The sequence below is a fragment of the Mixta calida genome (genome assembly GCF_002953215.1).
Classification (GTDB): Bacteria; Pseudomonadota; Gammaproteobacteria; order Enterobacterales; family Enterobacteriaceae; genus Mixta; species Mixta calida.
The window spans coordinates 866,281-891,622 of the sequence record NZ_CP026378.1; the positions used below are offsets into that span (position 1 = coordinate 866,281).

The 25,342-nt window shown below is 57.8% G+C and carries 21 protein-coding genes and 1 riboswitch; of the genes, 9 read left to right on the plus strand and 12 right to left on the minus strand.

The annotated features are described in order from the left end of the window. Positions 1-16: 16 nt before the first annotated feature. The 3 genes from rluA to polB form a co-directional block, all read right to left on the minus strand. Positions 17-736, minus strand: a complete 720-nt coding sequence (gene rluA, locus C2E16_RS04095; RefSeq protein ID WP_071883709.1) for a bifunctional tRNA pseudouridine(32) synthase/23S rRNA pseudouridine(746) synthase RluA — start codon at positions 734-736, stop codon at positions 17-19. Next, on the minus strand, positions 691-3,594 hold the full coding sequence (rapA, locus tag C2E16_RS04100; RefSeq protein WP_084971332.1) for an RNA polymerase-associated protein RapA: 2,904 nt from the start codon (positions 3,592-3,594) through the stop codon (positions 691-693). Before rapA ends, rluA begins: the two co-directional genes overlap by 46 nt. A 155-nt stretch (positions 3,595-3,749) precedes the next feature. After that, complete coding sequence (gene polB, locus C2E16_RS04105) at positions 3,750-6,110, minus strand: DNA polymerase II (RefSeq protein ID WP_084971333.1); 2,361 nt, start codon at positions 6,108-6,110, stop codon at positions 3,750-3,752. 201 nt (positions 6,111-6,311) lie between these two features. On the opposite strand from polB, the gene C2E16_RS04110 reads away from it, so the two are divergent. The 5 genes from C2E16_RS04110 (at position 6,312) to C2E16_RS04135 (ending at position 9,347) form a co-directional block, all read left to right on the plus strand. Further along, positions 6,312-6,422, plus strand: coding sequence for a DUF3289 family protein (locus tag C2E16_RS04110; protein WP_104951424.1), 111 nt, complete (start codon positions 6,312-6,314; stop codon positions 6,420-6,422). Between the two features lie 33 nt (positions 6,423-6,455). Then, positions 6,456-7,153, plus strand: a protein-coding gene (locus C2E16_RS04120) for an IS1-like element IS1A family transposase (protein WP_233987823.1) whose coding sequence is annotated in 2 segments (ribosomal slippage) — positions 6,456-6,705 and positions 6,705-7,153 — 699 coding nt in all. Because the reading frame shifts where the segments join, the coding sequence is not laid out codon by codon here. 1 nt (position 7,154) lies between these two features. Further along, a complete protein-coding gene (locus C2E16_RS04125) occupies positions 7,155-7,931 on the plus strand; it encodes a DUF3289 family protein (protein ID WP_167401652.1) in 777 nt (258 codons plus the stop codon). Further along, complete coding sequence (locus tag C2E16_RS04130; protein ID WP_084971702.1) at positions 7,928-8,389, plus strand: DUF943 family protein; 462 nt, start codon at positions 7,928-7,930, stop codon at positions 8,387-8,389. Before C2E16_RS04125 ends, C2E16_RS04130 begins: the two co-directional genes overlap by 4 nt. Before the next feature lie 193 nt (positions 8,390-8,582). Next, positions 8,583-9,347: a DedA family protein gene (locus C2E16_RS04135; RefSeq protein WP_084971704.1), complete on the plus strand. Its 765-nt coding sequence runs from the start codon at positions 8,583-8,585 to the stop codon at positions 9,345-9,347. Here C2E16_RS04135 and thiQ read toward each other — a convergent pair. From thiQ to sgrR, 4 genes are all read right to left on the minus strand, one after another. Beyond that, on the minus strand, positions 9,344-10,078 hold the full coding sequence (thiQ, locus tag C2E16_RS04140; protein WP_084971706.1) for a thiamine ABC transporter ATP-binding protein ThiQ: 735 nt from the start codon (positions 10,076-10,078) through the stop codon (positions 9,344-9,346). The two genes, C2E16_RS04135 and thiQ, sit on opposite strands and share 4 nt — an antisense overlap. Continuing rightward, positions 10,062-11,672, minus strand: coding sequence for a thiamine/thiamine pyrophosphate ABC transporter permease ThiP (thiP, locus tag C2E16_RS04145; RefSeq protein WP_038628305.1), 1,611 nt, complete (start codon positions 11,670-11,672; stop codon positions 10,062-10,064). The genes thiQ and thiP overlap by 17 nt, the downstream gene beginning before the upstream one ends. Beyond that, positions 11,648-12,634, minus strand: a complete 987-nt coding sequence (gene thiB / locus C2E16_RS04150) for a thiamine ABC transporter substrate binding subunit (protein WP_084969991.1) — start codon at positions 12,632-12,634, stop codon at positions 11,648-11,650. Before thiB ends, thiP begins: the two co-directional genes overlap by 25 nt. Positions 12,635-12,679: 45 nt before the next feature. Further along, positions 12,680-12,796: riboswitch (TPP riboswitch) on the minus strand. Positions 12,797-12,831: 35 nt separating this feature from the next. Continuing rightward, entirely contained in the window at positions 12,832-14,493 is a 1,662-nt protein-coding gene (gene sgrR / locus C2E16_RS04155) for an HTH-type transcriptional regulator SgrR (RefSeq protein WP_104951426.1), read from the minus strand. Positions 14,494-14,821: 328 nt separating this feature from the next. Here sgrR and C2E16_RS04160 point away from each other — a divergent pair, with 328 nt between their 5' ends. Further along, positions 14,822-16,000: an MFS transporter gene (locus tag C2E16_RS04160; protein WP_038628295.1), complete on the plus strand. Its 1,179-nt coding sequence runs from the start codon at positions 14,822-14,824 to the stop codon at positions 15,998-16,000. Positions 16,001-16,094: 94 nt separating this feature from the next. Here C2E16_RS04160 and leuD read toward each other — a convergent pair whose 3' ends face one another. The 5 genes from leuD to leuL form a co-directional block, all read right to left on the minus strand. Beyond that, on the minus strand, positions 16,095-16,700 hold the full coding sequence (gene leuD / locus C2E16_RS04165) for a 3-isopropylmalate dehydratase small subunit (protein ID WP_038628293.1): 606 nt from the start codon (positions 16,698-16,700) through the stop codon (positions 16,095-16,097). A 10-nt stretch (positions 16,701-16,710) separates the two neighbouring features. Next, a complete protein-coding gene (gene leuC, locus C2E16_RS04170) occupies positions 16,711-18,111 on the minus strand; it encodes a 3-isopropylmalate dehydratase large subunit (RefSeq protein WP_084969992.1) in 1,401 nt (466 codons plus the stop codon). Between the two features lie 2 nt (positions 18,112-18,113). After that, positions 18,114-19,205 (minus strand): 3-isopropylmalate dehydrogenase, encoded by a 1,092-nt coding sequence (gene leuB / locus C2E16_RS04175; protein ID WP_084969993.1) that lies wholly within the window; start codon positions 19,203-19,205, stop codon positions 18,114-18,116. Positions 19,206-19,207: 2 nt separating this feature from the next. Further along, the gene (gene leuA, locus C2E16_RS04180) at positions 19,208-20,773 is read right to left on the minus strand and encodes a 2-isopropylmalate synthase (RefSeq protein ID WP_038628286.1); all 1,566 of its coding nucleotides are present in this window, start codon (positions 20,771-20,773) and stop codon (positions 19,208-19,210) included. Between the two features lie 101 nt (positions 20,774-20,874). Next, positions 20,875-20,973, minus strand: a complete 99-nt coding sequence (leuL, locus tag C2E16_RS21350; RefSeq protein WP_121495252.1) for a leu operon leader peptide — start codon at positions 20,971-20,973, stop codon at positions 20,875-20,877. A gap of 735 nt (positions 20,974-21,708) precedes the next feature. On the opposite strand from leuL, the gene ilvI reads away from it, so the two are divergent. The 3 genes from ilvI (at position 21,709) to cra (ending at position 25,132) form a co-directional block, all read left to right on the plus strand. Further along, entirely contained in the window at positions 21,709-23,433 is a 1,725-nt protein-coding gene (gene ilvI / locus C2E16_RS04185) for an acetolactate synthase 3 large subunit (protein WP_038628284.1), read from the plus strand. A 2-nt stretch (positions 23,434-23,435) separates the two neighbouring features. Further along, positions 23,436-23,927, plus strand: a complete 492-nt coding sequence (ilvN, locus tag C2E16_RS04190) for an acetolactate synthase small subunit (RefSeq protein ID WP_038628281.1) — start codon at positions 23,436-23,438, stop codon at positions 23,925-23,927. A 194-nt stretch (positions 23,928-24,121) separates the two neighbouring features. Continuing rightward, the gene (gene cra / locus C2E16_RS04195) at positions 24,122-25,132 is read left to right on the plus strand and encodes a catabolite repressor/activator (protein WP_038628278.1); all 1,011 of its coding nucleotides are present in this window, start codon (positions 24,122-24,124) and stop codon (positions 25,130-25,132) included. Positions 25,133-25,342: the final 210 nt, after the last annotated feature.

The window sequence follows — 25,342 nt, forward strand, 5'->3', positions numbered from 1 at the left end:
CGCTCGCCGCAGGCCGTTAAAAATCGGCGGGCTGGCGGAACGTCATGCGGTTGCCGAAGGCAGGATGGGTAATCGTCAGCGACTCGGCGTGAAGTTGCAGACGCGGCGCTAACGCCTGCGCCGTCTCATGCGCATAAAAGCGGTCGCCCAGAATCGGATGGCCCAGCGCCTGCATATGCACGCGCAGCTGATGCGAACGGCCGGTAATCGGCTTCAGCTGCACGCGAGCAGAGTTATCCGCTGCCCGCTCCAGTACCTGATACTCCGTTTGCGCCGACTTTCCGGTCTCAAAGCAGACCTTCTGCTTCGGGCGATTCGGCCAGTCGCAAATCAGCGGCAAATCCACCAGTCCCTCATCCTTATCGGGATGGCCCCAGATACGCGCCACATAGCTTTTTTCCGGCTCGCGTTCGCGGAACTGGCGCTTCAGCTCGCGTTCGGCCGCCTTCGTCAAGGCCACCACCAGCACGCCACTGGTGGCCATATCAAGGCGGTGCACCGATTCAGCCTGTGGAAAGTCACGCTGAACGCGCGTCATCACGCTGTCTTTATGCTCCTCAAGACGGCCCGGCACGGACAATAACCCGCTCGGCTTATTGACCACCATGATGTGATCGTCCTGATACAAAATATGCAGCCAGGGCTCCAGCGGCGGGTTATAGGGTTCCATCGTCTGCGTCTCCGGTTCGCTTACTGATGAGAGACGACGATCAGGCGCAGCGCGTCCAGACGCCAGCCGGCATCATTCAGGCTGGCCAGTACCTCGCTGCGGTTGCTCTCCAGCGCGGCGATCTCATCTTCACGGATATTTGGGTTCACCGCCTTCAGCGCTTCCAGACGCTCTAGCTCAGCGCTCAGCTTTTCATCCGCCTCGGCGCGCGCCGCGTCGATCAGCTTACGCGCCGCTTCCGCCGCCTGCGGCTCCGCCAGCTGCAAAATCGCATGCACATCCTGTTGCACCGCGTTCACCAGCTTGCTGCCGTTATGGCGGTTCACCGCGTTCAGCTGACGGTTAAAGCTCTCAAATTCCACCTTGTCGGCCAGATTGACGCCTTTGCGATCCACCAGCAGACGCACCGGCGTTGGCGGCAGAAAGCGGGTCAATTGCAGATGTTTCGGCGCCTGCGCCTCCACCACGTAAATCAGCTCGATCAGCAGCGTGCCGACCGGCAGCGCCTTGTTTTTTAACAGTGAAAGGGCACAGCTGCCGGTATCGCCTGACAGGATCAGATCGAGACCGTTGCGAATGATCGGGTGTTCCCAGGTCACATACTGCGCATCTTCACGCGCCAGCGCCTGATCGCGATCGAAGGTGATGGTGCAGCCTTCTTCCGGCAGGCCGGGGAAATCGGGCACCAGCATATGATCGGACGGCGTCAGCACAATCAGGTTATCGCTGCGATCTTCCTGGTTGATGCCGATAATATCGAACAGGTTAAGGGCGAAGTTGACCAGCTCGATATTGTTATCCTGACGGCTAATCTCTTCCGCCAGCGCCTGGGCTTTCTCGCCGCCGTTGGAATGCAGCTCCAGCAGACGGTCGCGGCCCTGCTCCAGCTGCGCGCGCAGCGCATCGTGCTGCTGACGGCATTCAGCGATAAACGCGTCCAGCCCTTCGCTGTTTTCCGGCGCGGCCAGATAGCCGATCAATTGATCGTGCACCCGATCGTAAACCGTGCGTCCTGTCGGGCAGGTATGCTCGAACGCATCCAGCCCTTCGTGATACCAGCGCACCAGCACCGACTGCGCTGTTTTCTCCAGATAAGGCACCATGATCTGAATATCGCGCGTCTGACCGATACGGTCGAGGCGGCCGATACGCTGCTCCAGCAGATCGGGGTTGAACGGCAGATCGAACATTACCAGCCGGTTGGCGAACTGGAAGTTGCGTCCTTCGGAACCGATTTCTGAACAGAGCAGCACCTGCGCGCCATCCTCTTCCGAAGCGAACCAGGCGGCGGCGCGGTCGCGATCGATAATCGACAGCCCTTCATGGAATACCGCGGCGCGAATGCCTTCACGCTCGCGCAGCACCTGCTCCAGCTGTAGCGCGGTCGCCGCTTTGGCGCAGATCACCAGCACTTTTTCTTTGCGGTTGCTGGTCAGATAGCCCATCAGCCATTCAACGCGCGGATCGAAGTTCCACCAGGTGCCGCTGTCGCCCTCAAACTCCTGATAAATCTGCTCCGGGTAGAGCATATCGTGCGCGCGCTCCTCGGCGGATTTACGTGCCGCCATGATGCCGGAAACCTTGATCGCGGTCTGATACTGCGTCGGCAGCGGCAGACGGATCTGATGCAGTTCGCGATGCGGGAAGCCCTTCACGCCGTTACGGGTGTTGCGGAACAGCACGCGGCTGGTGCCGTGACGATCCATCAGCATGCGAATCAACTCTTCGCGCGCCGCCTGCCTGCCGTCGCTCTTGCCGTTGGCGGTTTGCAGCAGCGGTTCGATATCCTGCTCGCCGATAAGATCGCTCAGCAGATTCATCTCGGCGCTGGTGATGCTTTTGTCTTCCAGCAGCATGGCGACCGCATCGGCGACCGGGCGATAATTCTCCTGCTCGGCGACGAACTGCTCAAAATCGTGGAACCGATCCGGATCGAGCAGGCGCAGGCGCGCGAAGTGGCTCTCCATGCCGAGCTGCTCCGGCGTCGCCGTCAACAGCAGCACGCCGGGGATCTGCTCCGCCAACTGTTCGATAACCTGATATTCGCGGCTCGGCTCGCCTTCGCTCCAGGCGAGATGATGCGCTTCGTCTACGACCAGCAGATCCCACTCCGCGTCCGCCAGCTGCTGTAAACGCTGTTTGTTGCGACGCACGAAATCGAGCGAGCAAATCACCAGTTGCTCGGTATCGAACGGATTGTCGCTGTCGTGCTGCGCTTCGGCGTAGCGCGCGTCGTCAAACAGCGAGAAACGCAGGTTAAAGCGACGCAGCATTTCCACCAGCCACTGATGCTGCAGAGTTTCCGGCACAACGATCAGCACGCGATCGGCGCGGCCGGCCAGCAGCTGCTGATGAATAATCATCCCGGCTTCGATAGTTTTGCCGAGGCCCACCTCATCCGCCAGCAGCACGCGCGGCGCGTGACGGCGGCCCACATCGTGGGCGATATGCAGCTGGTGCGGGATCAGGTTGGTGCGCATGCCGCGCAGACCGCTGACAGAGAGACGATACTGCTCGCTCTGGTAACGGCGCGCGCGAAAGCGCAGGGCGAAGCGATCCATGCGGTCAAGCTGACCGGCGAACAGACGGTCCTGTGGCTTGCTGAACACCAGTTTGCTGTCGAGCAGCACTTCGCGCATTTCCATCGGCTCCTGAGTATCCAGACGGGTGCCGATATAGGTTACCAGGCCATTATCATTGCGTACTTCAGCGACTTCCAGCTGCCAGCCTTCATGGCTGGTGACGGTATCGCCGGGATTGAAGATCACACGGGTAATGGGAGAATCATTTCGGGCATAGAGACGGTTTTCACCGGTAGCAGGAAAAAGCAGAGTAACCATACGGGCATCCAGGGCAACCACAGTTCCCAGTCCCAGTTCGCTTTCCGTGTCGCTGATCCAGCGTTGACCAAGTGTAAAAGGCATAGATGTTTAGCTCGCGATTCTCGTAATAACAGGTGTCATGCTCCCGCCCGGACAATAGCGTTGCGGCCAGGCAATAAACATGTCTGGCTAAGGCCCAGGAGCGGTGAATTCAGGAAGGGCGCTATGGTACTGGAAGGTAACGCGTTCGTCACCTGTCAAAAAAGGCCCAGCTGCCCGGTAATCAGTGTAGCAAAGTCATCCTGTACGAAAGGCAATATCCCGTCGGCGACCGGCTGCAGCTGTTTTGTCAGGTAGTGATCGTAATCCAGCGGCGCGGTGCGCGCTTCCAGCGGCTCCGGCCCGGAGGTGGTCATGACATAGCGAATGGCGCCCCCTTTTTGATACTGTAACGGGCGGCCCAGTTTTTTATTCTGTTCATCGGCCAGGCGCGCGGCGCGCACGTGCGGCGGCACGTTGCGTTCATATTCGTGCAGCGGGCGGCGCAGGCGCTTTTTGTACACCAGCTGCGCGTCCAGTTCGCCGTCCAGCAGCTGGCGTACCGTTTCACGGATATATTCCTGCCAGGGCTGGCCGCGGAAAATACGACCGTAGAGCGCCTGCTGAAATTCCTGCGCCAGCGGCGTCCAGTCGGTGCGCACCGTCTCCAGCCCTTTAAATATCATGCGTTCCTGGCCCGCCAGCTGGATCAGCCCGGCGTAACGCTTTTTACTGCCCTGTTCCGCGCCGCGAATGGTAGGCATCAGAAAGCGCACGAAATGCGTTTCATATTCCAGCTCCAGCGCGCTTTCCAGCTGATATTCCGCCTGCAAATGGTCGCGCCACCACTGATTGACCAGGCTGACCAGCCGCTGACCGATAGCGTCGGCGCTGGCAGTATCGTGCGGCGCCTTCAACCAGACGAAGGTGGAGTCGGTGTCGCCATAGATGACTTCGTAACCCTGCGCCTCTATCAGCTGGCGCGTCTGTTGCATAATCTCGTGGCCGCGCAGCGTGATAGAAGAGGCGAGACGCGGATCGAAAAAGCGGCAGGCGCGAGTGCCCAGCACGCCGTACAGGGCGTTCATAATAATTTTTAGCGCCTGCGACAGCGGCTGGTTGCCCTGACGCTTCGCCGCTTCGCGTCCCTGCCAGATCTGATTGACGATGGCGGGCAGACAGTGGTTGTGACGCGAAAAGCGCGCCTGGCGGAAGCCGGGCACCGAATCTTTATCGTCAGGATGAGCCAGTCCCTCCACCAGCCCGACCGGATCGATTAAGAAGGTGCGGATTATCGACGGGTAAAGGCTTTTATAATCCAGCACCAATACCGAGTCATACAGGCCAGGGCGTGAATCCATCACGTAGCCGCCGGGGCTGGCGTCCGGCGCCACCTCGCCGAAATTGGGCGCGACGAAACCGGCGCGATGCATGCGTGGAAAATAGAGATGGCTGAAAGAAGCCACCGAGCCCCCATGGCGATCCGCCGCCAGCCCGTTGACGCTGGCGCGTTCCAGCAAGAACGGCATCAGCTCGGTTTTCTGGAAGATGCGCGTCACCAGCTCGCAGTCTTTCAGGTTGTAGCGCGCCAGCGCCGGCTTATCGTTGGCGAAGCGCTGGTTAATTTCTTCCATGCGCTGCCAGGGATTATCAATCGCCTTGCCTTCGCCCAGCAGCTGGCGCGACACCGACTCCAGGCTGAATGAGTCGAAATTCCAGAAAGCGGATTTCAGCGCTTCGATGCCGTCGATAATCAGCCGTCCCTCCGCCTGCGCGAAAAATACGCCGGGTTTGAAGCCATGCTCGCGCCACTCCAGCGGCGTCTGGTTGCGTCCCAGACGCAGCGGAATCCCGTAGCGATCGGCGTGCTTTTGCAGCACGCGCAGGTCAAACTGCACCACGTTCCAGCCAATCAGCACGTCGGGATCCTGTGCGGCGAACCAGGCGTTGAGTTTTTCCAACAGCTGCGGACGGCTGCTGACGTAATGCAGTTCAAAGTCGAGCTGGCTGGCGTCGCCGTTTTCCGGCCCCAGCATCCACACGATGCGCTGACCACAGCCTTCGACGCCGATGCAGTAGAGTTCGCCATGCTGGGTGGTTTCGATATCGAGCGACGCCCAGCGAAGCTGCGGGCGATAATCGGGGTGCGGCTTAAGGCGAGCGTTGATCAGACTCTCTCCGGCCGGTTCGCCGCTGAACCAGACCGGCGCGGTGATAAAGCGCTCCATCAGGAAACGATCCGGCGGGCGCACGTCCGCCTCATAGAGCGGAATAGCCTGTTCGCGCAGCCGCTTTTCCAGCCGCTGCAACTGGCGATACTGCGAGCAATAAAGGCCCAGCACCGGGCGATGGCGAAAGTCTTTCAGGGCGAGCGGCAACAGTCGCCAGTCGCGCTCATCGGCCAGCAACTGCCTCGCCTGCTGCTGATATTCTGCGGGTAAAAAGGCGACAGATTCTTGCGGCGGCAGCACCAGACGCTGCGGTCCGTTATCGGTCGCCAGCCATAGAACGATCTCGGTGCCGTTTGGCGTATCGCGCCAGTGGCGCGTCAGCAGAAAACCTGCGCGTGCGTTGTTCACCCGATGCCTCTGAAAAGCGGAAAATCGCGCCAATGATAGCATGTTTATTTATACAGTTCTTAATCTCCTGCCAACCTGAAAAGATTTAAATTCGGGACATGTCTTGAATCGGCATGCGCTTTTCACCGGTATTAATAAGCGCTTAACGATAACGCACGGGACGCGGCTACATCAAAACCGCATCGGCAGGAAGCGCGATAAATGACAGCTTTAACCTTTCCTTGTACTGTTTTTACTACCCAGAGAAAAATGAACGACAGAGCGGCGGCGGATATGCGATATGGCGACTTGGTGATGCTGCCAACTTACTGATTTAGTGTATGATGGTGTTTTTGAGGTGCTCCAGTGGCTTCTGTTTCTATCACCTGTCCCTCCTGTTCAGCTACTGACGGGGTGGTGCGTAACGGCAAAAGCACTGCCGGACATCAGCGCTATCTCTGCTCTCACTGCCGTAAAACATGGCAACTGCAGTTCACTTACACCGCTTCTCAACCCGGTACGCACCAGAAAATCATTGATATGGCCATGAATGGCGTTGGATGCCGGGCAACCGCCCGCATTATGGGCGTTGGCCTCAACACGATTTTACGTCACTTAAAAAACTCAGGCCGCAGTCGGTAACCTCGCGCATACAGCCGGGCAGTGACGTCATCGTCTGCGCGGAAATGGACGAACAGTGGGGCTATGTCGGGGCTAAATCGCGCCAGCGCTGGCTGTTTTACGCGTATGACAGGCTCCGGAAGACGGTTGTTGCGCACGTATTCGGTGAACGCACTATGGCGACGCTGGGTCGTCTTATGAGCCTGCTGTCACCCTTTGACGTGGTGATATGGATGACGGATGGCTGGCCGCTGTATGAATCCCGCCTGAAGGGAAAGCTGCACGTAATCAGCAAGCGATATACGCAGCGAATTGAGCGGCATAACCTGAATCTGAGGCAGCACCTGGCACGGCTGGGACGGAAGTCGCTGTCGTTCTCAAAATCGGTGGAGCTGCATGACAAAGTCATCGGGCATTATCTGAACATAAAACACTATCAATAAGTTGGAGTCATTACCTGGCGACTTAACGGCTTCCCAGCTGCGAAAGCGCTACTCTCTTACGGATGTATCAGAAACGGTGGACCCTTACAGCGGCGTACGGCTTACGCCGTTCAATTTACCGCAGTCGCGTTTTTTCCGTTCCCATGCTGTCAAAAACGCGGGAACCTGTTCGTATCAGGTCTGCGCGCAGCTGCTGTTTGATGAAATGCGCAGCCTGAGCTGGCCTTTCTCCATTTATAGTCCCTATCGCCAACTGATTAATAAAATGATTGACCATATGCAGTACGCTGATGGCACGCCTTTTAGCGATGCGGCGCTGGATATGGCGTTAAGAAATCAGTTACTGGAGGATAATTCGGATGACAGCTCGCTAAAAGCGATAAGGGAGACGATTAACAGGTATGTTGATTATGCAAAAGGCATCTATCCTAAAAAGCACCTTCCTCACTTTAATAATAATATTCAAGATATGATATTACCTAAGTTTGTACGTAAAGAGGATAACTTTAATGGTTTGGGTATTACCATTCATGATATCTATGCTGTTCAGATAAATATACTATCATTAGAGGTTAAAAATGACAGGTGGGTGGCCAGAGTACAATATCTGGCCCAGGATCACTTTGGGCTGGATGATAATGATATTATGAAAAATAAATTCCGTCAGTTTAGGTTTTTCAGAATCTGGTTTGTTTTACAAAGGTATGAAAAATATGGATTTAAGCCTTTTTTTAATAACCTAAGTGCAACGGTAAGCCTCAGCGGCGGCATTAAATGAAATTGATAATTAATAAATATTTTATTTTGTTTTTAAGTATTGTTATTGCAGGATTGCTGTATGGTGGGTATGTCATCTTTCAGCCAGTGAAAATCATTGCTTCACATAAAAATGCATATACATGGCATATACTGGTCGATAAATTCCCATTGACTTCTAAAGCTCGTATTTATTGGTGGTTGGAAAATAAAGAAATACTTTTTAAAAGTTACGGTGTTCCTGAAAATTGGCTCACTGAAAATAATATTGCCGTCTGGCGCTTCGGCGACGGCTATAAAGCGCTGGAAAAATACGATCGCCTCTGCTTTGACGATATGCCGCCGCCAAAAAACTGTATCGAAAAGGACCGGTTAATGTATATCACCCTGACGCGTAATGGCGAGGTTAGCTACTGGCTCAATAATACCCGCTATATTCAAAAAGCGAATGGCGAGCTGGTTGAGGTTGGATTTAACTAAATCAGAAGGGAGAGCTGTCAGCCTGTAATCATTCCGACCGGCGCGCTTTATCTGCGGCAGGTCATAGCGCTGCGCCTCCCCGGCAGCGGTAAAGCCGGTGTCAATTCATGTCAATATCCCCATACAAATCATCGCTTGACGCTGTGACTTCCGCTCAGGACAATCCCGGCGACAATAGATTCTGAGGATGCTTATGGAAGCCTGGCTGGAACACCTGATTACCCAATCGCTTGAGTGGGCGCTGTTTGCCGTGGCGCTGGTGACGTTTCTTGAGTCGCTGGCGCTGGTGGGGCTGCTGCTGCCGGGCACGGTGATGATGGCCAGCCTCGGCGCGCTGGTGGGCAGCGGCCAGCTGGGGCTCTATCCCGCCTGGGGCGCGGGCATTGTCGGCTGTCTGCTGGGCGACTGGATCTCCTATGGTATCGGCTGGAAGTTTCAGGGGCCGCTGCACCGCTGGCAATATCTGAAAAAGCATCAAAAGATGCTGGACAGAACCGAGCACGCGCTGCATCAGCACAGCATGTTCACTATTCTGGTCGGCCGCTTCGTCGGTCCGACGCGGCCGCTGATTCCACTGGCGGCGGGCATGCTGGAGCTGCCGGTGCGCAAGTTCCTGCCGCCGAATATTATCGGCTGTCTGCTTTGGCCGCCGCTTTATCTGCTGCCGGGCATTCTCGCCGGCGTGGCGATCGACGTGCCGAAAGATGCGCAGAGCGGTAATTTTATCTGGCTGCTGCTGGCGGTGGCGCTGCTGGCGTGGATAGGCGCATGGCTCTGCTGGCGCTGGTGGCGCGCCGGAAAACAGCAGGACTGGGCGACGCCTTACCTGACGACGCAGCGCCTGCGCTGGCTGGCGCCGCTGGGATTTATTCTCGGTGCGGGCAGCCTGATCGCGATTCAATTTCACCCGATGATGCCGATTTTCCGTCAGCTGTTGGTGAAAGTCTTTATCGGTTAACTTCTTGCGCCTCCGGCTGGTTCATCCGCTGGCCGGTGGCGAATCCCCAGAACTTCCGCCGCCTCCGTTTCGCCGCGCAGCAGCGCTGAGGTGGCGCCGTCCCAATAAATACGTCCATCCACCACCAGCACGCTGCGCGCAGCGATCTGCTGCGCATCCTCCAGGCTGTGCGACACCATCAGCAGCGTCAGCTGACGTTCGCGGCAGACCTCATCCACCAGCGCCAGCATCTCCTTACGCAGCGCCGGATCGAGCGCAGAGAAAGGCTCGTCCAGCAGCAGGATCGGCCTGGCGCGCACCAGACAGCGCGCCAATGCCGCCCGCTGGCGTTGGCCGCCGGAGAGCTCGCCCGGCAGGCGCGTCAGCGCGGATTCCAGCCCCACGCGGCGGGCGATCTCCGCCACCTGCTGATGCTGCGCGGCGTTCAGCTTCAGCCCTGGATGCAGGCCCAGGCCGATATTTTGCGCTACCGTCAGGTGCGCAAACAGGTTGTTTTCCTGAAACAGCATCGAGACCGGGCGCTGGGCGGGCGGCGTGTGGGTATGATCCGCTCCGTTTAGCGTTATCTGCCCGCTGTGTGCATCAAGAAAGCCCGCCACCAGGCTAAGCAGGGTGCTCTTTCCGGCGCCGCTCGGCCCCAGCACCGCAACGCGCTCGCCCGGGCGCAGCGACAGCGAAAAGCGCATCGGCAAATGGTGGTAGATCCAGGTCAGATTAGTCAGGGTTAGCATGGCGTCCCGGTAGTTTTTCAATCAGGGTGAACAGAAGAAAGCAGAGCAGCAGCAGCAGCAGAGCGGTGACCGCGCCGTCGGCGCTGCGATAGGCGCCAATCTGCTGATAAAGGTAGTAGGGCAGGGTGCGGAAATCAGCGCTGCCGAACAGCGCCACCACGCCGAAATCGCCAACGGACAGCACGCAGGCGAACGCCAGCGCCTGCGCCAGCGGACGCTGCAATGCCTTCAGCTCAATCAGGCGCACGCGCCGCCAGCCGCGAATATCGAGCGACAGGCAGAGACGCTGGTAGCGTTCGGCGATATCGCGCATCGGATTTTCCAGCACCTTCATCGCGTAGGGGATCGCCATCAGCGCATTGGTGAAAATGACGATGCCGTCCGCCTGCTGCGGCAGCCCCAGCGTGCTGTTAAACAGCAGAAAGAAGCCGGTCGCCAGCACGATGCCCGGCATGGCGAGAATCAGCATGCCGCTCATCTCCAGCGCCTGGCCCGCCAGCAGGCGCTGACGCAGGCGCAGTTCACGGCTGCTCCAGAGCAGCAGCATTGTCAGCAGTACCGACAGCAGACCGGCGGCCAGCGCGATGCGCAGCGAGGTTCCGGCGGCCTGCCACAGCGCGGGCTGATCCCGCAGGCTGCCAGCGCCCTGGCGCACGCCATCGACGATAACCGCCAGCAGCGGCGGCAGCAGCAACAGCAGGGCAAGGGCGATAATCAGCGTATCGCGGGCCAGCGTGCCGAATCCACGACCGGGGGCGCGCCAGCCGTTCAGCGAGACGCCGCCGGTCGGCAGCGCTTTGCTCAGGCGCTGGCTCAGCATCACCAGGCCAAGACAGCAGCCCATTTGCAGCAGCGCCAGCAAAGCGGCGCGACCGGGATCGTAGTCGTAACTGAGCGCCTGGAAAATCGCCAGTTCGATGGTCGTCGCCTGTGGACCGCCGCCCAGCGACAGCACGGTGGCGAAGCTGGCGAAGCAGAGCATAAAGATCAGCGCCGCCGCAGGCAGGATCTGACGACGCAGCCAGGGCCATTCCACCAGACGGAAAAAGTGCCAGCCCTCAATGCCGAGCTGCGCGGAGAGCTGGCGCTGTTCGCCGGGAATATTCTCCAGCGCCTGCAACAGCAGACGCGTCGCCAGCGGCAGGTTAAAGAAGACGTGCGCCAGCAAAATACCCTGCAGGCCATAGGGCGAAAAGCGGTATTCGACGCCAAGCAGCGCGCAGAGCTGGGCCAGCCAGCCCTCGCGTCCGTAGACGCTCAGCAGGCCGAATACCGCCACCAGCACCGGCAACACCAGCGTCATTGCACACAGCCGGAGCAGCAGCTGACGGCCAGGGAAGCGTCGTCGCCACAGGGCGCGCGCCAGCGGGATCGCAGGCAAAACCGACAGCAGCGCCGACAGCAGCGCCTGCCAGAACGAAAAGGCGACCACATGATGCAGATAGCTGTCCTGCAGCAGGCCGCGCCAGTCGTTATCGGGCGCGTTGAACCACAGCGCGCCGAAGGCCAGCAGCGCCACGCCGACCAGCAACGCGGCGGTCAGCAGGCCAGGCCATAGCCAGCCTGCAATTAGCGGCTGACGGCGCGTTGCCATGCGCTAATCCATGCGGCGCGCTGCTGCGCGACCTGCTCCGGGGTGAATTCTAAGGCGGTTTTCGGCACCGGCAGGCTGTTAAAGCCGGTCGGCAGCGCAGTATTGATCACCGGATACATCCAGTTGCCTGTCGGGATAGTCTGCTGGAACGGTTCGCTGACCATGAACTGCATAAACTGCCGCGCCAGCTTTGGCTGGGCGCTGTTTTTCAACTGCGCCGCCACTTCAACCTGCAGATAGTGACCTTCGGCGAAACTGGCCGCCGCGTAATGATCTTTCTTCTCGGCAATCAGATGATAAGCGGGGGAGGTGGTATAGCTCAGCACCAGGTCGCCTTCGCCTTTCAGGAACAGGCCGTAAGCTTCGCTCCAGCCTTTGGTGACGGTGACCGTTTTTTGCGCCAGCTTCTGCCATGCCTGCGGCGCATCCGCGCCATAGACCTTCTGCATCCAGAGCAACAGGCCGAGGCCTGGGGTGCTGGTGCGCGGGTCCTCGTAAATTACCCGCCACTTCTGGTCGCTTTCCACCAGTTCCCGCAGACTTTTCGGTGGATTCTTCAGCTTGTTTTTGTCATAAACAAAGGCGAAGTAGCCGTAGTCGTAGGGGATAAAGGTGCTGTTTTGCCAGCCGACCGGCAGCGTCAGTTTGGTGGTGTCGACGTCAGAGGGGGTAAACAAGCCGGTCTGTTCCGCCGCCTGTACCAAATTGTTATCCAGCCCCAGCACTATGTCGGCCTTGCTGTTTTTGCCTTCCATACGCAGGCGGTTCAGCAGAGAGACGCCATCTTCCAGCGCGACGAATTTCAGTTCGCAGCCGCACTGCGCCTCGAACGCCTTTTTAACCGCCGGGCCAGGGCCCCATTCGGCGGCGAAAGAGTCGTAGGTGTAGACGGTGAGCGTCGGCCTGGCGGCAAAAGCTGGGGCGGACAATAACAGCAGAACGGGCAAAACTTTTTTCAACACGTTGCGCTCCTTGAGGAGAAGGAATAACAGGGCGCGTGATCTGAGGATGGACGGCATCTCAAATCCCTACGCCGGTATTAACCGGATCAGGTTCGACGGGTCTCTCTCAGTGGAAAAGCGCGCTGTTTTCGGCTGCGCGTCTCCACACCCCGTTGAGAACGACTTAGTGTAGTGTTTTCGTAAAGTTAACGAAAGCGTCAGGATTCAGGCGGCGCGAACCAGGCGGATTTGAAATCAAACCAGCCCAGGGTATTCATGCGCACGCCGCGCATGCTGCGCTGGCCTTCCAGCAGCAGCCAGTGATGAAACAGCGGATGCAGATAGTGGTCTTCTACCAGCTTTTTACACCAGTCCGCCAGCGTCAGCTGCTGTTGACGCCAGCGCGCGGCGTCGCCCTGCCAGTCAATATCGATGCAGTGTTGCAGCAACGGCAGCTCATACAGCAGGGCAAAGACGGAAAAGCCCAGCGGCAGCGTAAAGTTGGCGCTGCCCAGCCAGATATCGCTTTCCGCCTCGCCGTGATGCCAGCTGGCGTAGTCGATCTCCTGCACGATCAGCCGCACGCCGTGCGCCGCCAGCAACGGCGTCAGCAGCCCGGCGATCGCCTGATGTTCGCTGTGATGGCGATAGCTGGTCAGCGTCAGCTCGGTGAGGCCGGCCGGTTTCGCGTCGGCGTGCATTTCACGCCGATGGTGCCAGCGCGGCAGCAGCCCCCAGGCGGGAAACCAGTAGCGCTGATAGCCGGGGCTGGCGTTGTTCAGCAACGAGATGGGATTTAGCAGGGTGCTGACCCAGCGACGCACCTGCTCGTCGCCGCCTTTCGCCGAACGTCGATCGAACAGCAGAAAGTAGCAGCCCTCTTCCAGCCGGCTTTCCAGCGCGGTTTCATCCTCCTGGCTGCCCTGAACTTTCACGCCGGCGTAAACCAGCTCCTCGCTAATCTCCGGCAGCACCCAGATATTGACCTCATCAATCAACGCCCGGTAGCCAAAGTAGTCGTCGAAGGCCTGAATTTTCAGCTGCGACTGCTGATTACGCACCACCGAATAGGGGCCGGTGCCGACCGGCTGGCGGCTGTAATCCGGCAGCGTCGGCCACTCCTGCGGCAGGATCATGGCGCTGACGCTGCCCAGCAGCCACGGCAGCCAGTCGTCAGGCTGGCTCAGGTAGATGTCCAGCGTCCAGGGCGTCGGCGAGTCGATACGCGTCAGGTGGGAGAAGAGTGGCTGGCGCGTCAGACGTTCCAGACTTGCGATCACATCCGCCATATCCAGTTCGCGGCCATGATGAAACTGGATCGCGGGACGCAGATAAAAGCGCCAGTGCTGCGGCGACAGCTGCTGCCAGTGATGAGCGATATCAGGTTCCAGTTCCCCATTTTCCTCATTTATGCGCGTCAGGCTGCTGAAAATTTGGCGCGCCAGATGGGTTTCCGAGCGACGCAGCGGCGAACCAGGCAACAGATTCAACAGTGGGCGGTAGTAGAGAATGCGCAGGATATGTTTGCCCTGGCGGAAACTGCGGCCCAGCCGCGACGCGATCATCTGCCGTGCCTGGCTTTTGTCGCCCACCAGCTGCACCAGCTGCTCGATGCCATCCTGCTCCAGCAATTCCTCGGCCCGCTGCTGTTGCAGCGCCAGTCCGGTGGCATAAAAGCGCAGCTGCGAGCGCTTGCCGCGTCCCGCCTCTGCCTGCCAGCTGAGCCATCCCTGCGCCTGCATGGCGTTCAGCAGGTTGCGCATATGCCGGCGCGAACAATGCATCTGCTGTGCCAGTCGCTCCAGCGTGGTTTCCTGCGGCTGGCCGCTACAGCTCTGCCACAGGCGAATAAAATGTTGTTGCAGGCGCGAGGAGGGCATAAAAGGGGAACTCCGTATAAGAATTCGTCAGTGTTTAGGTCCCCTTATTATGCGCATAATGACAGCAGATAAAAGTGCGGGAGGCAGCCTGACCGGCTGGCGCATTTTTATCCGAACGGGACGCGCCGCCGACAGGGCGTCGTCGCTCCGCTCTTTATTCTGAGTAGGGTGCAATTACACCGCCAGCAGCCATTGAGGCCGCTGGCTTTTTTCTTTTTCCTGTGCTTTCTTCTACAACGATCGTTATCGCCATGCGCGGCCGATATCTGCCTGCGGCGTCTCTTTTGTGGCTGCTTGCCGTTTTCTTCTTCCAGGTACAGGAACCGTTATGAAATTTTTGCTGACGCGCCGCCGCCGTCTCAATCCGGTTTATCTCGCTTTTATGGCTGTCTCTTTTATGGTCGGCATTGCCGGCGCGCTGCAGGCGCCGACGTTGAGCCTGTTTTTATCGCGTGAGGTGGGCGTTACGCCGTTCTGGGTCGGGCTGTTTTATACCGTGAACGCAGTCGCCGGGATCACGGTCAGCCTGCTGCTGGCGAAGCGTTCTGATAACCGCGGCGACCGTCGCAGGCTGATTCTGTTTTGCTGCGCGATGGCATTGATGAACGCGCTGCTGTTCGCTTTTAATCGTCATTATCTGACCCTGATTACGCTGGGTGTGCTGCTCTCGGCGCTGGCCAGCGTGTCGATGCCGCAAATATTCGCCCTGGCGCGCGAATATGCCGACCGCTCGGCGCGTGAGGTGGTGATGTTCAGCTCGGTGATGCGCGCCCAACTCTCGCTGGCGTGGGTTATCGGACCGCCGCTCTCTTTCGCGCTGGCGCTGAACTACGGCTTTACGGTGATGTTTATCGTGGCGGCAGGGCTGTTCCTCGTCTGCCTGGCGCTGGTCGCCTTTGCGCTGCCGTCGGTTCCGCGCGTGGAGCAGTCACCGGAAGTGCTGCTGACGCAGATCAGCGCCTGGCGCGATAAAGATGTGCGCCTGCTGTTTGTCGCCTCGATGATGATGTGGACCTGCAACACCATGTATATCATCGATATGCCGCTCTACATCAGCAGCGTGCTGGGTCTGCCGGAACGCCTGGCGGGCCTGCTGATGGGGACTGCCGCTGGACTGGAGATTCCGATCATGCTGCTGGCGGGGCATTTTGTGAAGCGCACCGGCAAGCGGCGCATCATGCTGCTGGCCATCGCCTCCGGCGTGCTGTTTTATCTGGGGCTGGTGCTGTTCCAGTCGCGCACCGTGCTGATGCTGATTCAAATCTTCAACGCGATATTTATCGGTATTATCGCCGGGATCGGCATGCTCTGGTTTCAGGATCTGATGCCGGGACGGCCCGGCGCGGCGACGACGCTGTTTACCAACAGCATTTCAACCGGCACGATTCTGGCGGGTCTGTTACAGGGCACATTGGCGGAATCGTTCGGCCACTATGCCGTTTACTGGCTGGCGCTGGGGATAGCGACGCTGGCGTTCGCGCTCTCTACGCGAGTGCGCAACGTTTAGCGCGGCAGGCATCGTAGGGGAGAATCAAAGCGGCGACAATGCAGATAAAAGGGAAAAACTTTCTCGCCCCTCAGGGGCGAGAAAGTGAAAGACATCAACGCAGGAAGGCAGGCTGTTTCTGTTCGTATTCAGCAATCGACGCCTCGTGCTGCAACGTCAGGCCGATGCTGTCGAGCCCGTTAATCATGCAGTGACGGCGGAAGCTGTCAATTTCAAAGGCGTAGGTTTTATCGCCAGCCATCACCTGCTGCGTGGTTAAGTCCACGGTAAACTGTATGCCGGGCTGCGCCGCGACCAGACGGAACAGCGCATCCACATCCTCTTCGCTCAACCGTACCGGCAGCAGCTGGTTATTGAAGCTGTTGCCGTAAAAGATATCGGCGAAGCTGGGCGCAATTACCACCTGAAAGCCGAAGTCGGTCAACGCCCAGGGCGCATGTTCGCGTGAGGAGCCGCAGCCAAAATTTTCACGCGCCAGCAGGATGCTGGCACCCTGGAACTGCGGCTGGTTCAGCACGAAGTTCGGGTTGGGCTGAGTGCCGGCGTCATCGTTAAAGCGCCAGTCGTGAAACAGATGCTGGCCAAAACCGGTGCGGGTGACCTTTTGCAGGAACTGTTTTGGGATAATGGCATCGGTATCGACGTTGGCCGCGTCCAGCGGCGCCACAATGCCGGTATGTTGAGTAAATTTCTTCGCCATGATCGTTTCCTTAGTTCAGTTCGCGGATGTCGGCAAAACGGCCTGCGATAGCGGCAGCGGCGGCCATCGCCGGGCTGACCAGATGCGTGCGGCCGCCGCGGCCCTGGCGTCCTTCGAAGTTGCGGTTGCTGGTGGAGGCGCAGCGTTCGCCGGGGTTGAGACGATCGTTGTTCATCGCCAGGCACATGGAGCAGCCCGGCAGACGCCATTCGAAGCCCGCGTCGAGGAAAATTTTATCCAGACCTTCCGCTTCCGCCTGCGCTTTTACCGGGCCGGAGCCAGGCACCACCATCGCCACCACGCCCGGCGCGACTTTGCGCCCTTTGGCGATAGCGGCGGCGGCGCGTAAATCTTCAATACGCGAGTTGGTGCAGGAGCCGATAAAGACTTTATCGATATTGACCTCGGTCAGCTTAACGCCCGGCTGTAAATTCATATACGCCAGCGCCTTTTCCGCCGAGGCGCGCTCCACCGGATCCTGGAAAGAGGCGGGATCGGGGATCTGTTGGTTAACGGCGATCACCTGGCCGGGGTTGGTGCCCCATGTCACCTGCGGCGCGATCTCCGCCGCGTCCAGCGTCACAACCGCGTCGAAATGCGCGTCGCTGTCGGATTTCAGGGTGCGCCAGTAGTCGACCGCCTGCTGCCACTGTTCGCCCTGCGGCGCGAACTGGCGGCCTTTCAGGTAGTTGAAGGTGACGTCGTCCGGCGCGACCAGGCCCGCTTTGGCGCCCATTTCAATCGCCATATTGCACAGCGTCATGCGGCCTTCCATGCTCAACGCTTCAACCGCCGGACCGCAGAATTCCACGACGTAGCCGGTGCCGCCGGCGCTGCCGGTTTTGCCGATGATCGCCAGCACGATATCTTTCGCCGTAATGCCCGGCGCTGCCGTGCCGGTGACTTCAATCTTCATGGTTTTGGCGCGGCCCTGCTTCAGGGTCTGCGTGGCCAGTACATGCTCCACTTCCGAGGTGCCGATGCCGAAGGCCAGCGAACCGAAAGCGCCATGGGTCGCGGTGTGCGAGTCGCCGCATACGATAGTCATGCCCGGCAGCGTCATGCCCTGTTCCGGCCCGATAACATGCACGATGCCCTGGTAGGGGTGGTTCAGGTCATACAGCTGAACGCCGAATTCTTCGCAGTTCTTGATCAGCTCCTGCATCTGAATGCGCGCCATCTCGCCGGAAGCGTTGATGTCTTTGGTCTGGGTGGAAACGTTATGATCCATCGTCGCGAAGGTTTTCGACGGCTGACGCACCTTGCGGCCGTGGGCACGCAGGCCGTCAAACGCCTGCGGCGAGGTGACCTCATGCACCAGGTGGCGATCGATGTAGAGCAGCGGCGTCTCGTTGGGCGCTTCATACACGACATGGGCGTCAAACAGCTTCTGGTATAATGTTTTGCTCATTTTTATGCTTCCTCAGCGATAAAGTGGGCGATAATCGATCCCATTTCATCGGTGCTTACAGATGGGCCGTCGCCAGCCAAATCACGGGTACGGTAACCTTCTTCCAGCGCGCGGTTGATGGCGCTTTCAATGGCGTTAGCCGCCTCATCGGCATCCAGGCTGTAGCGCAGCAGCAGCGCCAGCGACAGGATTTGCGCGATGGGGTTGGCGATATTTTTACCGGCAATATCCGGCGCCGAGCCGCCCGCCGGTTCGTACAGGCCGAAGCCCTGCTCATTCAGGCTGGCGGAGGGCAACATGCCCATCGAGCCGGTGATCATCGCGCACTCGTCAGAAAGAATGTCGCCGAAGAGGTTGGAGCAGAGCAGCACGTCGAACTGCGACGGATCTTTAATCAGCTGCATGGTGGCGTTATCGATATACATATGGCTTAACTGCACGTCGGGATAATCTTTCGCCACTTCGTTTACAATCTCGCGCCACATGACCGAGGTCTGCAACACGTTCGCCTTATCGATAGAGGTGACTTTGCTACGGCGTTTGCGCGCGGATTCAAAGGCGATACGCGCGATGCGCTCGATTTCAAAGCGGTGATACACTTCGGTGTCGAACGCCTTTTCATACATGCCGCTGCCTTCGCGGCCCTTCGGCTGGCCGAAATAGATGCCGCCGGTCAGCTCGCGCACGCATAAGATATCGAAGCCGCGGGCGGCGATATCGCTGCGCAGCGGGCAAAACGCTTCCAGACCTTTGTATAAGCTGGCGGGACGCAGATTGCTGAACAGTTTGAAGTGTTTACGCAACGGCAGCAGGGCGCCGCGCTCCGGCTGCTGCGTCGGCGGCAGATGTTCCCATTTCGGGCCGCCGACGGAGCCGAACAGGATCGCGTCCGCCTGCTCACAACCCGCGACGGTGGCCGCCGGCAGTGGCTCGCCGTGACGATCGATGGCGATGCCGCCTACGTCATATTCGCTGGTCGTAATGCGTATAGCGAAACGCTGACGGATAGCGTCCATTACTTTCATCGCCTGCGCCATCACTTCAGGGCCGATGCCGTCGCCCGCTAAGACGGCGATATGATGAGTCTGCGTCATGTTCACACCATTTCCTTCTGTTCTTTTGAGAATTTACGCTGCAGTTCCTGCTCAACCTGTTTGGCGCGCCAGATATTGTTCAGCGCGTTAACCATCGCTTCGGCGGACGATTCGACGATATCGGTCGCCAGGCCAATGCCATGGAATTTACGATCGTTATAATTGACGACGATATCTACCTGGCCCAGCGCATTTTTGCCGTGGCCTTTGGCGGTGAGCTGGTATTTCACCAGTTCGATATTGAAATCGGTGATGCGGTTAATCGCCTGATATACCGCGTCAACCGGGCCGTTGCCGGTGGCCGCTTCCGACTGCACCGTTTCACCGCAGGTCAGATGTACGGAGGCGGTGGCGGTGATCGAGGAGCCCAGCTGCACGTTGAAATCTTTCAGCTGGAAATATTCCGCCTCTTCGTTTTGCTTATTGATGAAGGCCAGCGCTTCCAGATCGTAATCAAATACCTGGCCTTTCTTATCCGCCAGCTTCAGGAAAGCGTCATACAGCGTATCCAGGTTATAGTCGCTTTCCTGATAGCCCATCTCTTCCATGCGGTGTTTTACCGCCGCGCGGCCGGAGCGTGAGGTCAGGTTCAACTGCACCTGATTCAGGCCGATCGATTCCGGGGTCATGATTTCGTAGTTTTCTCGGTTTTTCAGCACGCCGTCCTGGTGGATGCCGGAGGAGTGCGCGAAGGCGTTAGAGCCGACCACCGCTTTATTCGCCGGAATCGGCATATTGCAGATCTGGCTGACGGTCTGGCTGGTGCGCCAGATCTCGTGGTGGTTAATATTAGTGTGGACATTCATCATCGCGGCGCGGGTTTTGATGGTCATAATGACCTCTTCCAGCGCGCAGTTGCCGGCGCGTTCGCCCAGCCCGTTCAGCGTGCCTTCAACCTGACGCGCGCCCGCCATCACCGCTGCGATGGAGTTGCCGACCGCCATGCCTAAGTCGTCATGGGTATGCACTGACAAAATCGCCTTGTCGATATTCGGCACGCGTTCGCGCAGGGAGGCGATGATATGGGCATATTCGTGCGGCAGGGTATAGCCTACGGTGTCAGGAATATTGATGGTGGTGGCACCGGCGTTAATCGCCGCTTCCACGACGCGGCACAGGTCGTCAATCGGCGTGCGGCCGCCGTCTTCACAGGAGAATTCGACGTCGCTGGTGTAGTTGCGCGCGCGCTTCACCATATAGACTGCGCGTTCGATAACCTCCGGCAGGGTGCTGCGCAGCTTGGTGGCGATATGCATCGGCGAAGTGGCGATAAAGGTGTGGATGCGGAAAGCCTCGGCGACGCGCAGCGCTTCATAAGCGGCGTCGATATCTTTCTCAACGCAGCGCGCCAGGGCGCACACGCGGCTGTTTTTAATGGTGCGCGCAATAGTTTGCACCGATTCGAAATCGCCCGGCGACGAAACCGGAAAGCCCACTTCCATGACGTCAACGCCCATGCGCTCCAGCGCCAGCGCAATTTGCAGCTTTTCTTTAACACTCAGACTGGCCTGTAACGCCTGCTCGCCATCGCGCAAAGTGGTATCGAAAATAATGACTTCTTGGCTCATCGTCTTTTTCCTTTCAGTTTGGCTTTTACCGGTTCGCCTGTGTCACGAGCATAAAAAAACCCGCGCCTTGGCGCGGGTTTTTTAAGTTTTGCAAGCCTGAATCAGTGATTGATCCCGCCCACACGACTACCGCGCAAGTGATATGCGTTTAGTAGTAGACCGAGTAGGCGGAAGGAACGAATCATGTAATCAGGCTCCATAAATGTTTGTGCTGTTTTTATTGGTACTTGATTGCGCGCGGGATGTCAACCTGCTTTGGACGCGATAACGGATTAAAAAAGTTTAATGAAAAAGCGATAAATGCCGACAGGCGGCTGCCAGGCAGAATATATGGGCATAGCGTAAGTGATTTTTAATAAAGTATTTTATAATCAATATATTAGTGTTTATTTTGTTTGTCAGAGCAAGGCGTGATAAGGCTGCGTTAACGCCAGGGGCGGGTGTTTTTTTATCGAATCACCCGCATTAAGGCGGGATAAAATAGTAAACCGGTTCCCTGTGGCAGCATATTTTACCTTAATGCTTCTTCGTCTTTCTTTATCATCGCCGCGCGCGAGAAAAAAAAGCGCCAATGATAAGTTTTTGCTATGAATGTTTAGCTATGCAGAATAATCGGCTGTTGATTGCGCCTGGTCTCAGCTTTTTTTCTGTTATTTCTTTCGCTTATTAGCGTAAGAAAAGAAAGCGGCGAAAACGCAGCGGTAAGTTTGGGGTTTACCCAACAAGATTTCTGCGGTTATGGTAATTGCCAAAGCCAGCGTAAATAAATCTGCAAGGGCTTCATTCCCCCTGTACCTTGACTCTGAAAGCGCCTTTCAGGGTTTGAGCATTAACACTGTGTTTATCTCTGCGTAGATCCCTTTAGCCTTGCCCATTGCGCGGCGATAGCGGGTAAGCGCCAGAACAGAGAGCGAACTGAAAGCCGGGAGGCAAAAATGGAGATGTTGTCAGGAGCTGAAATGGTGGTCCGATCGTTAATCGATCAGGGCGTAAAGCATGTTTTTGGTTATCCGGGCGGTGCGGTGCTGGATATTTATGATGCCCTGCAAACCGTTGGCGGCGTTGATCATGTGCTGGTGCGTCATGAGCAGGGGGCGGTGCATATGGCCGATGGCTATGCGCGCGCCACCGGCGAGGTCGGCGTGGTGCTGGTCACTTCCGGGCCGGGCGCCACTAACGCCATTACCGGTATCGCCACCGCCTATATGGATTCGGTGCCGATGGTGGTGCTGTCTGGTCAGGTGCCGTCTTCGCTTATCGGCTACGATGCGTTTCAGGAGTGCGATATGGTCGGCATTTCGCGCCCGGTGGTCAAACACAGCTTCCTGGTAAAACATACGGAAGAGATCCCGACCATCCTGAAAAAAGCGTTTTGGCTGGCCGCCAGCGGCCGTCCCGGCCCGGTGGTGATCGATCTGCCGAAAGATATCCTCAACCCGGCGAATAAGCTGCCTTACGTCTGGCCGGAGAGCGTCAGCATGCGCTCCTATAACCCGACGACGCAGGGCCATAAAGGACAGGTAAAGCGCGCCGTTCAGGCGCTGCTGGCGGCGAAAAAGCCGGTTATGTATGTTGGCGGCGGCGCAATTATCTCCGAATGCGACGGCGAGCTGCTTACCCTGGCGGAAAAATTACATCTGCCGGTCACCAACTCGCTGATGGGGCTGGGCGCGTTTCCCGGCACGCATCGACAGAATCTCGGCATGCTTGGCATGCATGGCACTTACGAAGCAAACATGACTATGCATAACGCCGACGTCATCTTCGCCGTCGGCGTGCGTTTCGACGACCGTACCACCAATAATCTGGCGAAATATTGTCCGAACGCCACCGTACTGCATATTGATGTCGATCCCGCATCGATTTCAAAAACCGTGGCGGCAGATATTCCGGTGGTGGGCGATGCGCGCCAGGTGTTGCAGCAGATGCTGGAGTTACTGCCGGAAGGCGATACGCAGCAGGATTTCGACAGCCTGCGCGACTGGTGGCAGAGCATCGAGGGCTGGCGCGCGCGCAAATGCCTGGAATTCGACCGCAGCAGCGAAAAAATTAAGCCGCAGGCGGCGATTGAAACGCTGTGGCGCCTGACGAAAGGGAACGCCTACGTCACCTCGGACGTCGGACAGCATCAGATGTTCGCGGCGCTCTACTATCCATTCGATAAGCCGCGCCGCTGGATTAACTCCGGCGGGCTCGGCACCATGGGCTTTGGCCTGCCGGCGGCCATCGGCGTGAAGCTGGCGCTGCCGCAGGAAACCGTGGTATGCGTTACCGGCGACGGCAGTATTCAGATGAATATTCAGGAGCTCTCCACCGCGCTGCAATACAATCTGCCGATTCTGGTGCTTAACCTGAACAACCGCTATCTGGGCATGGTGAAGCAGTGGCAGGACATGATCTATTCAGGCCGCCATTCGCACTCCTATATGGAGTCGCTGCCTGATTTTGTTCGCCTGGCGGAGGCTTACGGTCACGTCGGCATTTCAATTTCCCATCCGGCGGAGCTGGAGGAGAAGCTGGCGCTGGCGCTGGAAACGGTAGCGAACGATCGGCTGGTGTTCGTTGATGTTAACGTGGACGGCAGCGAACACGTTTACCCGATGCAGATCCGCGGGGGCAGTATGGATGAAATGTGGTTAAGCAAAACGGAGAGGACATAATTATGCGTCGTATTTTATCGGTTCTGCTGGAGAATGAATCCGGCGCATTATCCCGCGTGGTCGGCCTGTTTTCCCAGCGCGGCTATAACATCGAAAGCCTGACGGTGGCGCCGACCGACGATCCGACGCTGTCGCGTATGACCATTCAGACCGTGGGCGATGAAAAGGCGCTGGAGCAGATCGAAAAACAGTTGCACAAGCTGGTGGATGTTCTGCGCGTCAGCGAACTGGGGCAGGGCGCGCATATCGAGCGCGAAATTATGCTGGTGAAGATTCAGGCCAGCGGCTACGCCCGCGAAGAGGTGAAGCGCAGCGCCGAAATTTTTCGCGGCCAGATCGTCGACGTGACGCCGACGCTTTATACGGTTCAGCTGGCTGGCACCAGCGAGAAGCTCGATGCGTTTCTCAATACGCTGCGCGAGGTAGCGGAAATTGTCGAAATCGCGCGCTCCGGCGTGGTCGGCGTTTCGCGCGGCGACCGGATTATGCGTTAATTAGCTAAAGTGATAATCCATTCTGTTGCTAACCCGGCGTTCTGCCGGGTTTTTTTATTTTCTGACGCGCCTCATTTTTGCCATTAAAAGCGGTTGCCCGCTGGCCTTTTCTGCGGTTAGATGTAAAAAAAAGCTTATCCTTAGCCATGCTGCGGCTATTTTTCGCCTCATGGCGTTAACGATGTGGAGTGATTGTGAAACTGGATGAAATAGCGCGTCTTGCCGGTGTGTCGCGCACCACCGCCAGCTATGTCATCAACGGCAAGGCGAAGCAATATCGTGTCAGCGATAAAACCGTTGAGAAAGTCATGGCTGTGGTGCGCGAGCATAACTATCATCCGAATGCGGTGGCCGCCGGCCTCAGAGCGGGCAGAACCCGCTCTATCGGTCTGGTGATCCCCGACCTGGAAAATACCAGTTATACGCGTATCGCCAACTATCTGGAACGTCAGGCGCGCCAGCGCGGCTACCAGCTGCTGATCGCCTGTTCGGAAGACCAGCCGGACAATGAAATGCGCTGTATTGAGCATCTGCTGCAGCGTCAGGTGGATGCGATTATCGTTTCAACCTCGCTGCCGCCGGAACATCCTTTTTATCAACGTTGGGCGAATCACTCCCTGCCGATTATCGCGCTCGACCGCGCGCTGGATCGTGAGCATTTCACCAGCGTGGTGGGCGCCGATCAGGAAGATGCGCAGGCGTTGGCAGCTGAATTGCGTCAGCTGCCGGTTAAAAATGTGCTTTTCATGGGCGCGCTGCCGGAGCTGTCGGTCAGTTTCCTGCGCGAGATGGGATTTCGCGAAGCCTGGCATGGCGATGAAAGGCCGATCGATTTTATCTATGCCAACAGTTTCGAGCGCGTCGCAGCGGCCGCGCTGTTTGAAAAGTATCTGGATGAGCATCCAATGCCCGATGCGCTCTTCACCACCTCTTTTGGTCTGTTGCAGGGCGTCATGGATGTGACGCTACAGCGTGAAGGGCGGCTGCCGACTGAGCTGGCCATCGCCACGTTCGGCGATCATGAACTGCTCGATTTTCTTGAATGCCCGGTTCTGGCGGTGGCGCAGCGTCACCGCGACGTCGCAGAACGCGTGCTGGAACTGGTGCTGGCCAGCCTGGATGAACCGCGCAGGCCGAAACCTGGCTTAACGCGTATCCGCCGTAATCTGGTTCGGCGCGGTAAATTAAGTCGTAAAGAGCGGTAAAGCGGTAACAGGAATAGATAAAAGGCAGCGCAAGCTGCTTTTTTACATTTGTAAATACTTTCGCTTTTAAAATCGCCAATAATAACGGCGGCTATTATTCCGGCGGGTGGGAAACTCTATTAAGTAAATTAAAGTAAATCGGCGGAAATGTTTTTAACGGTTCTCCGATGTTTCTATTATGCCATTGATAATGATGACTGACGCCGCGCG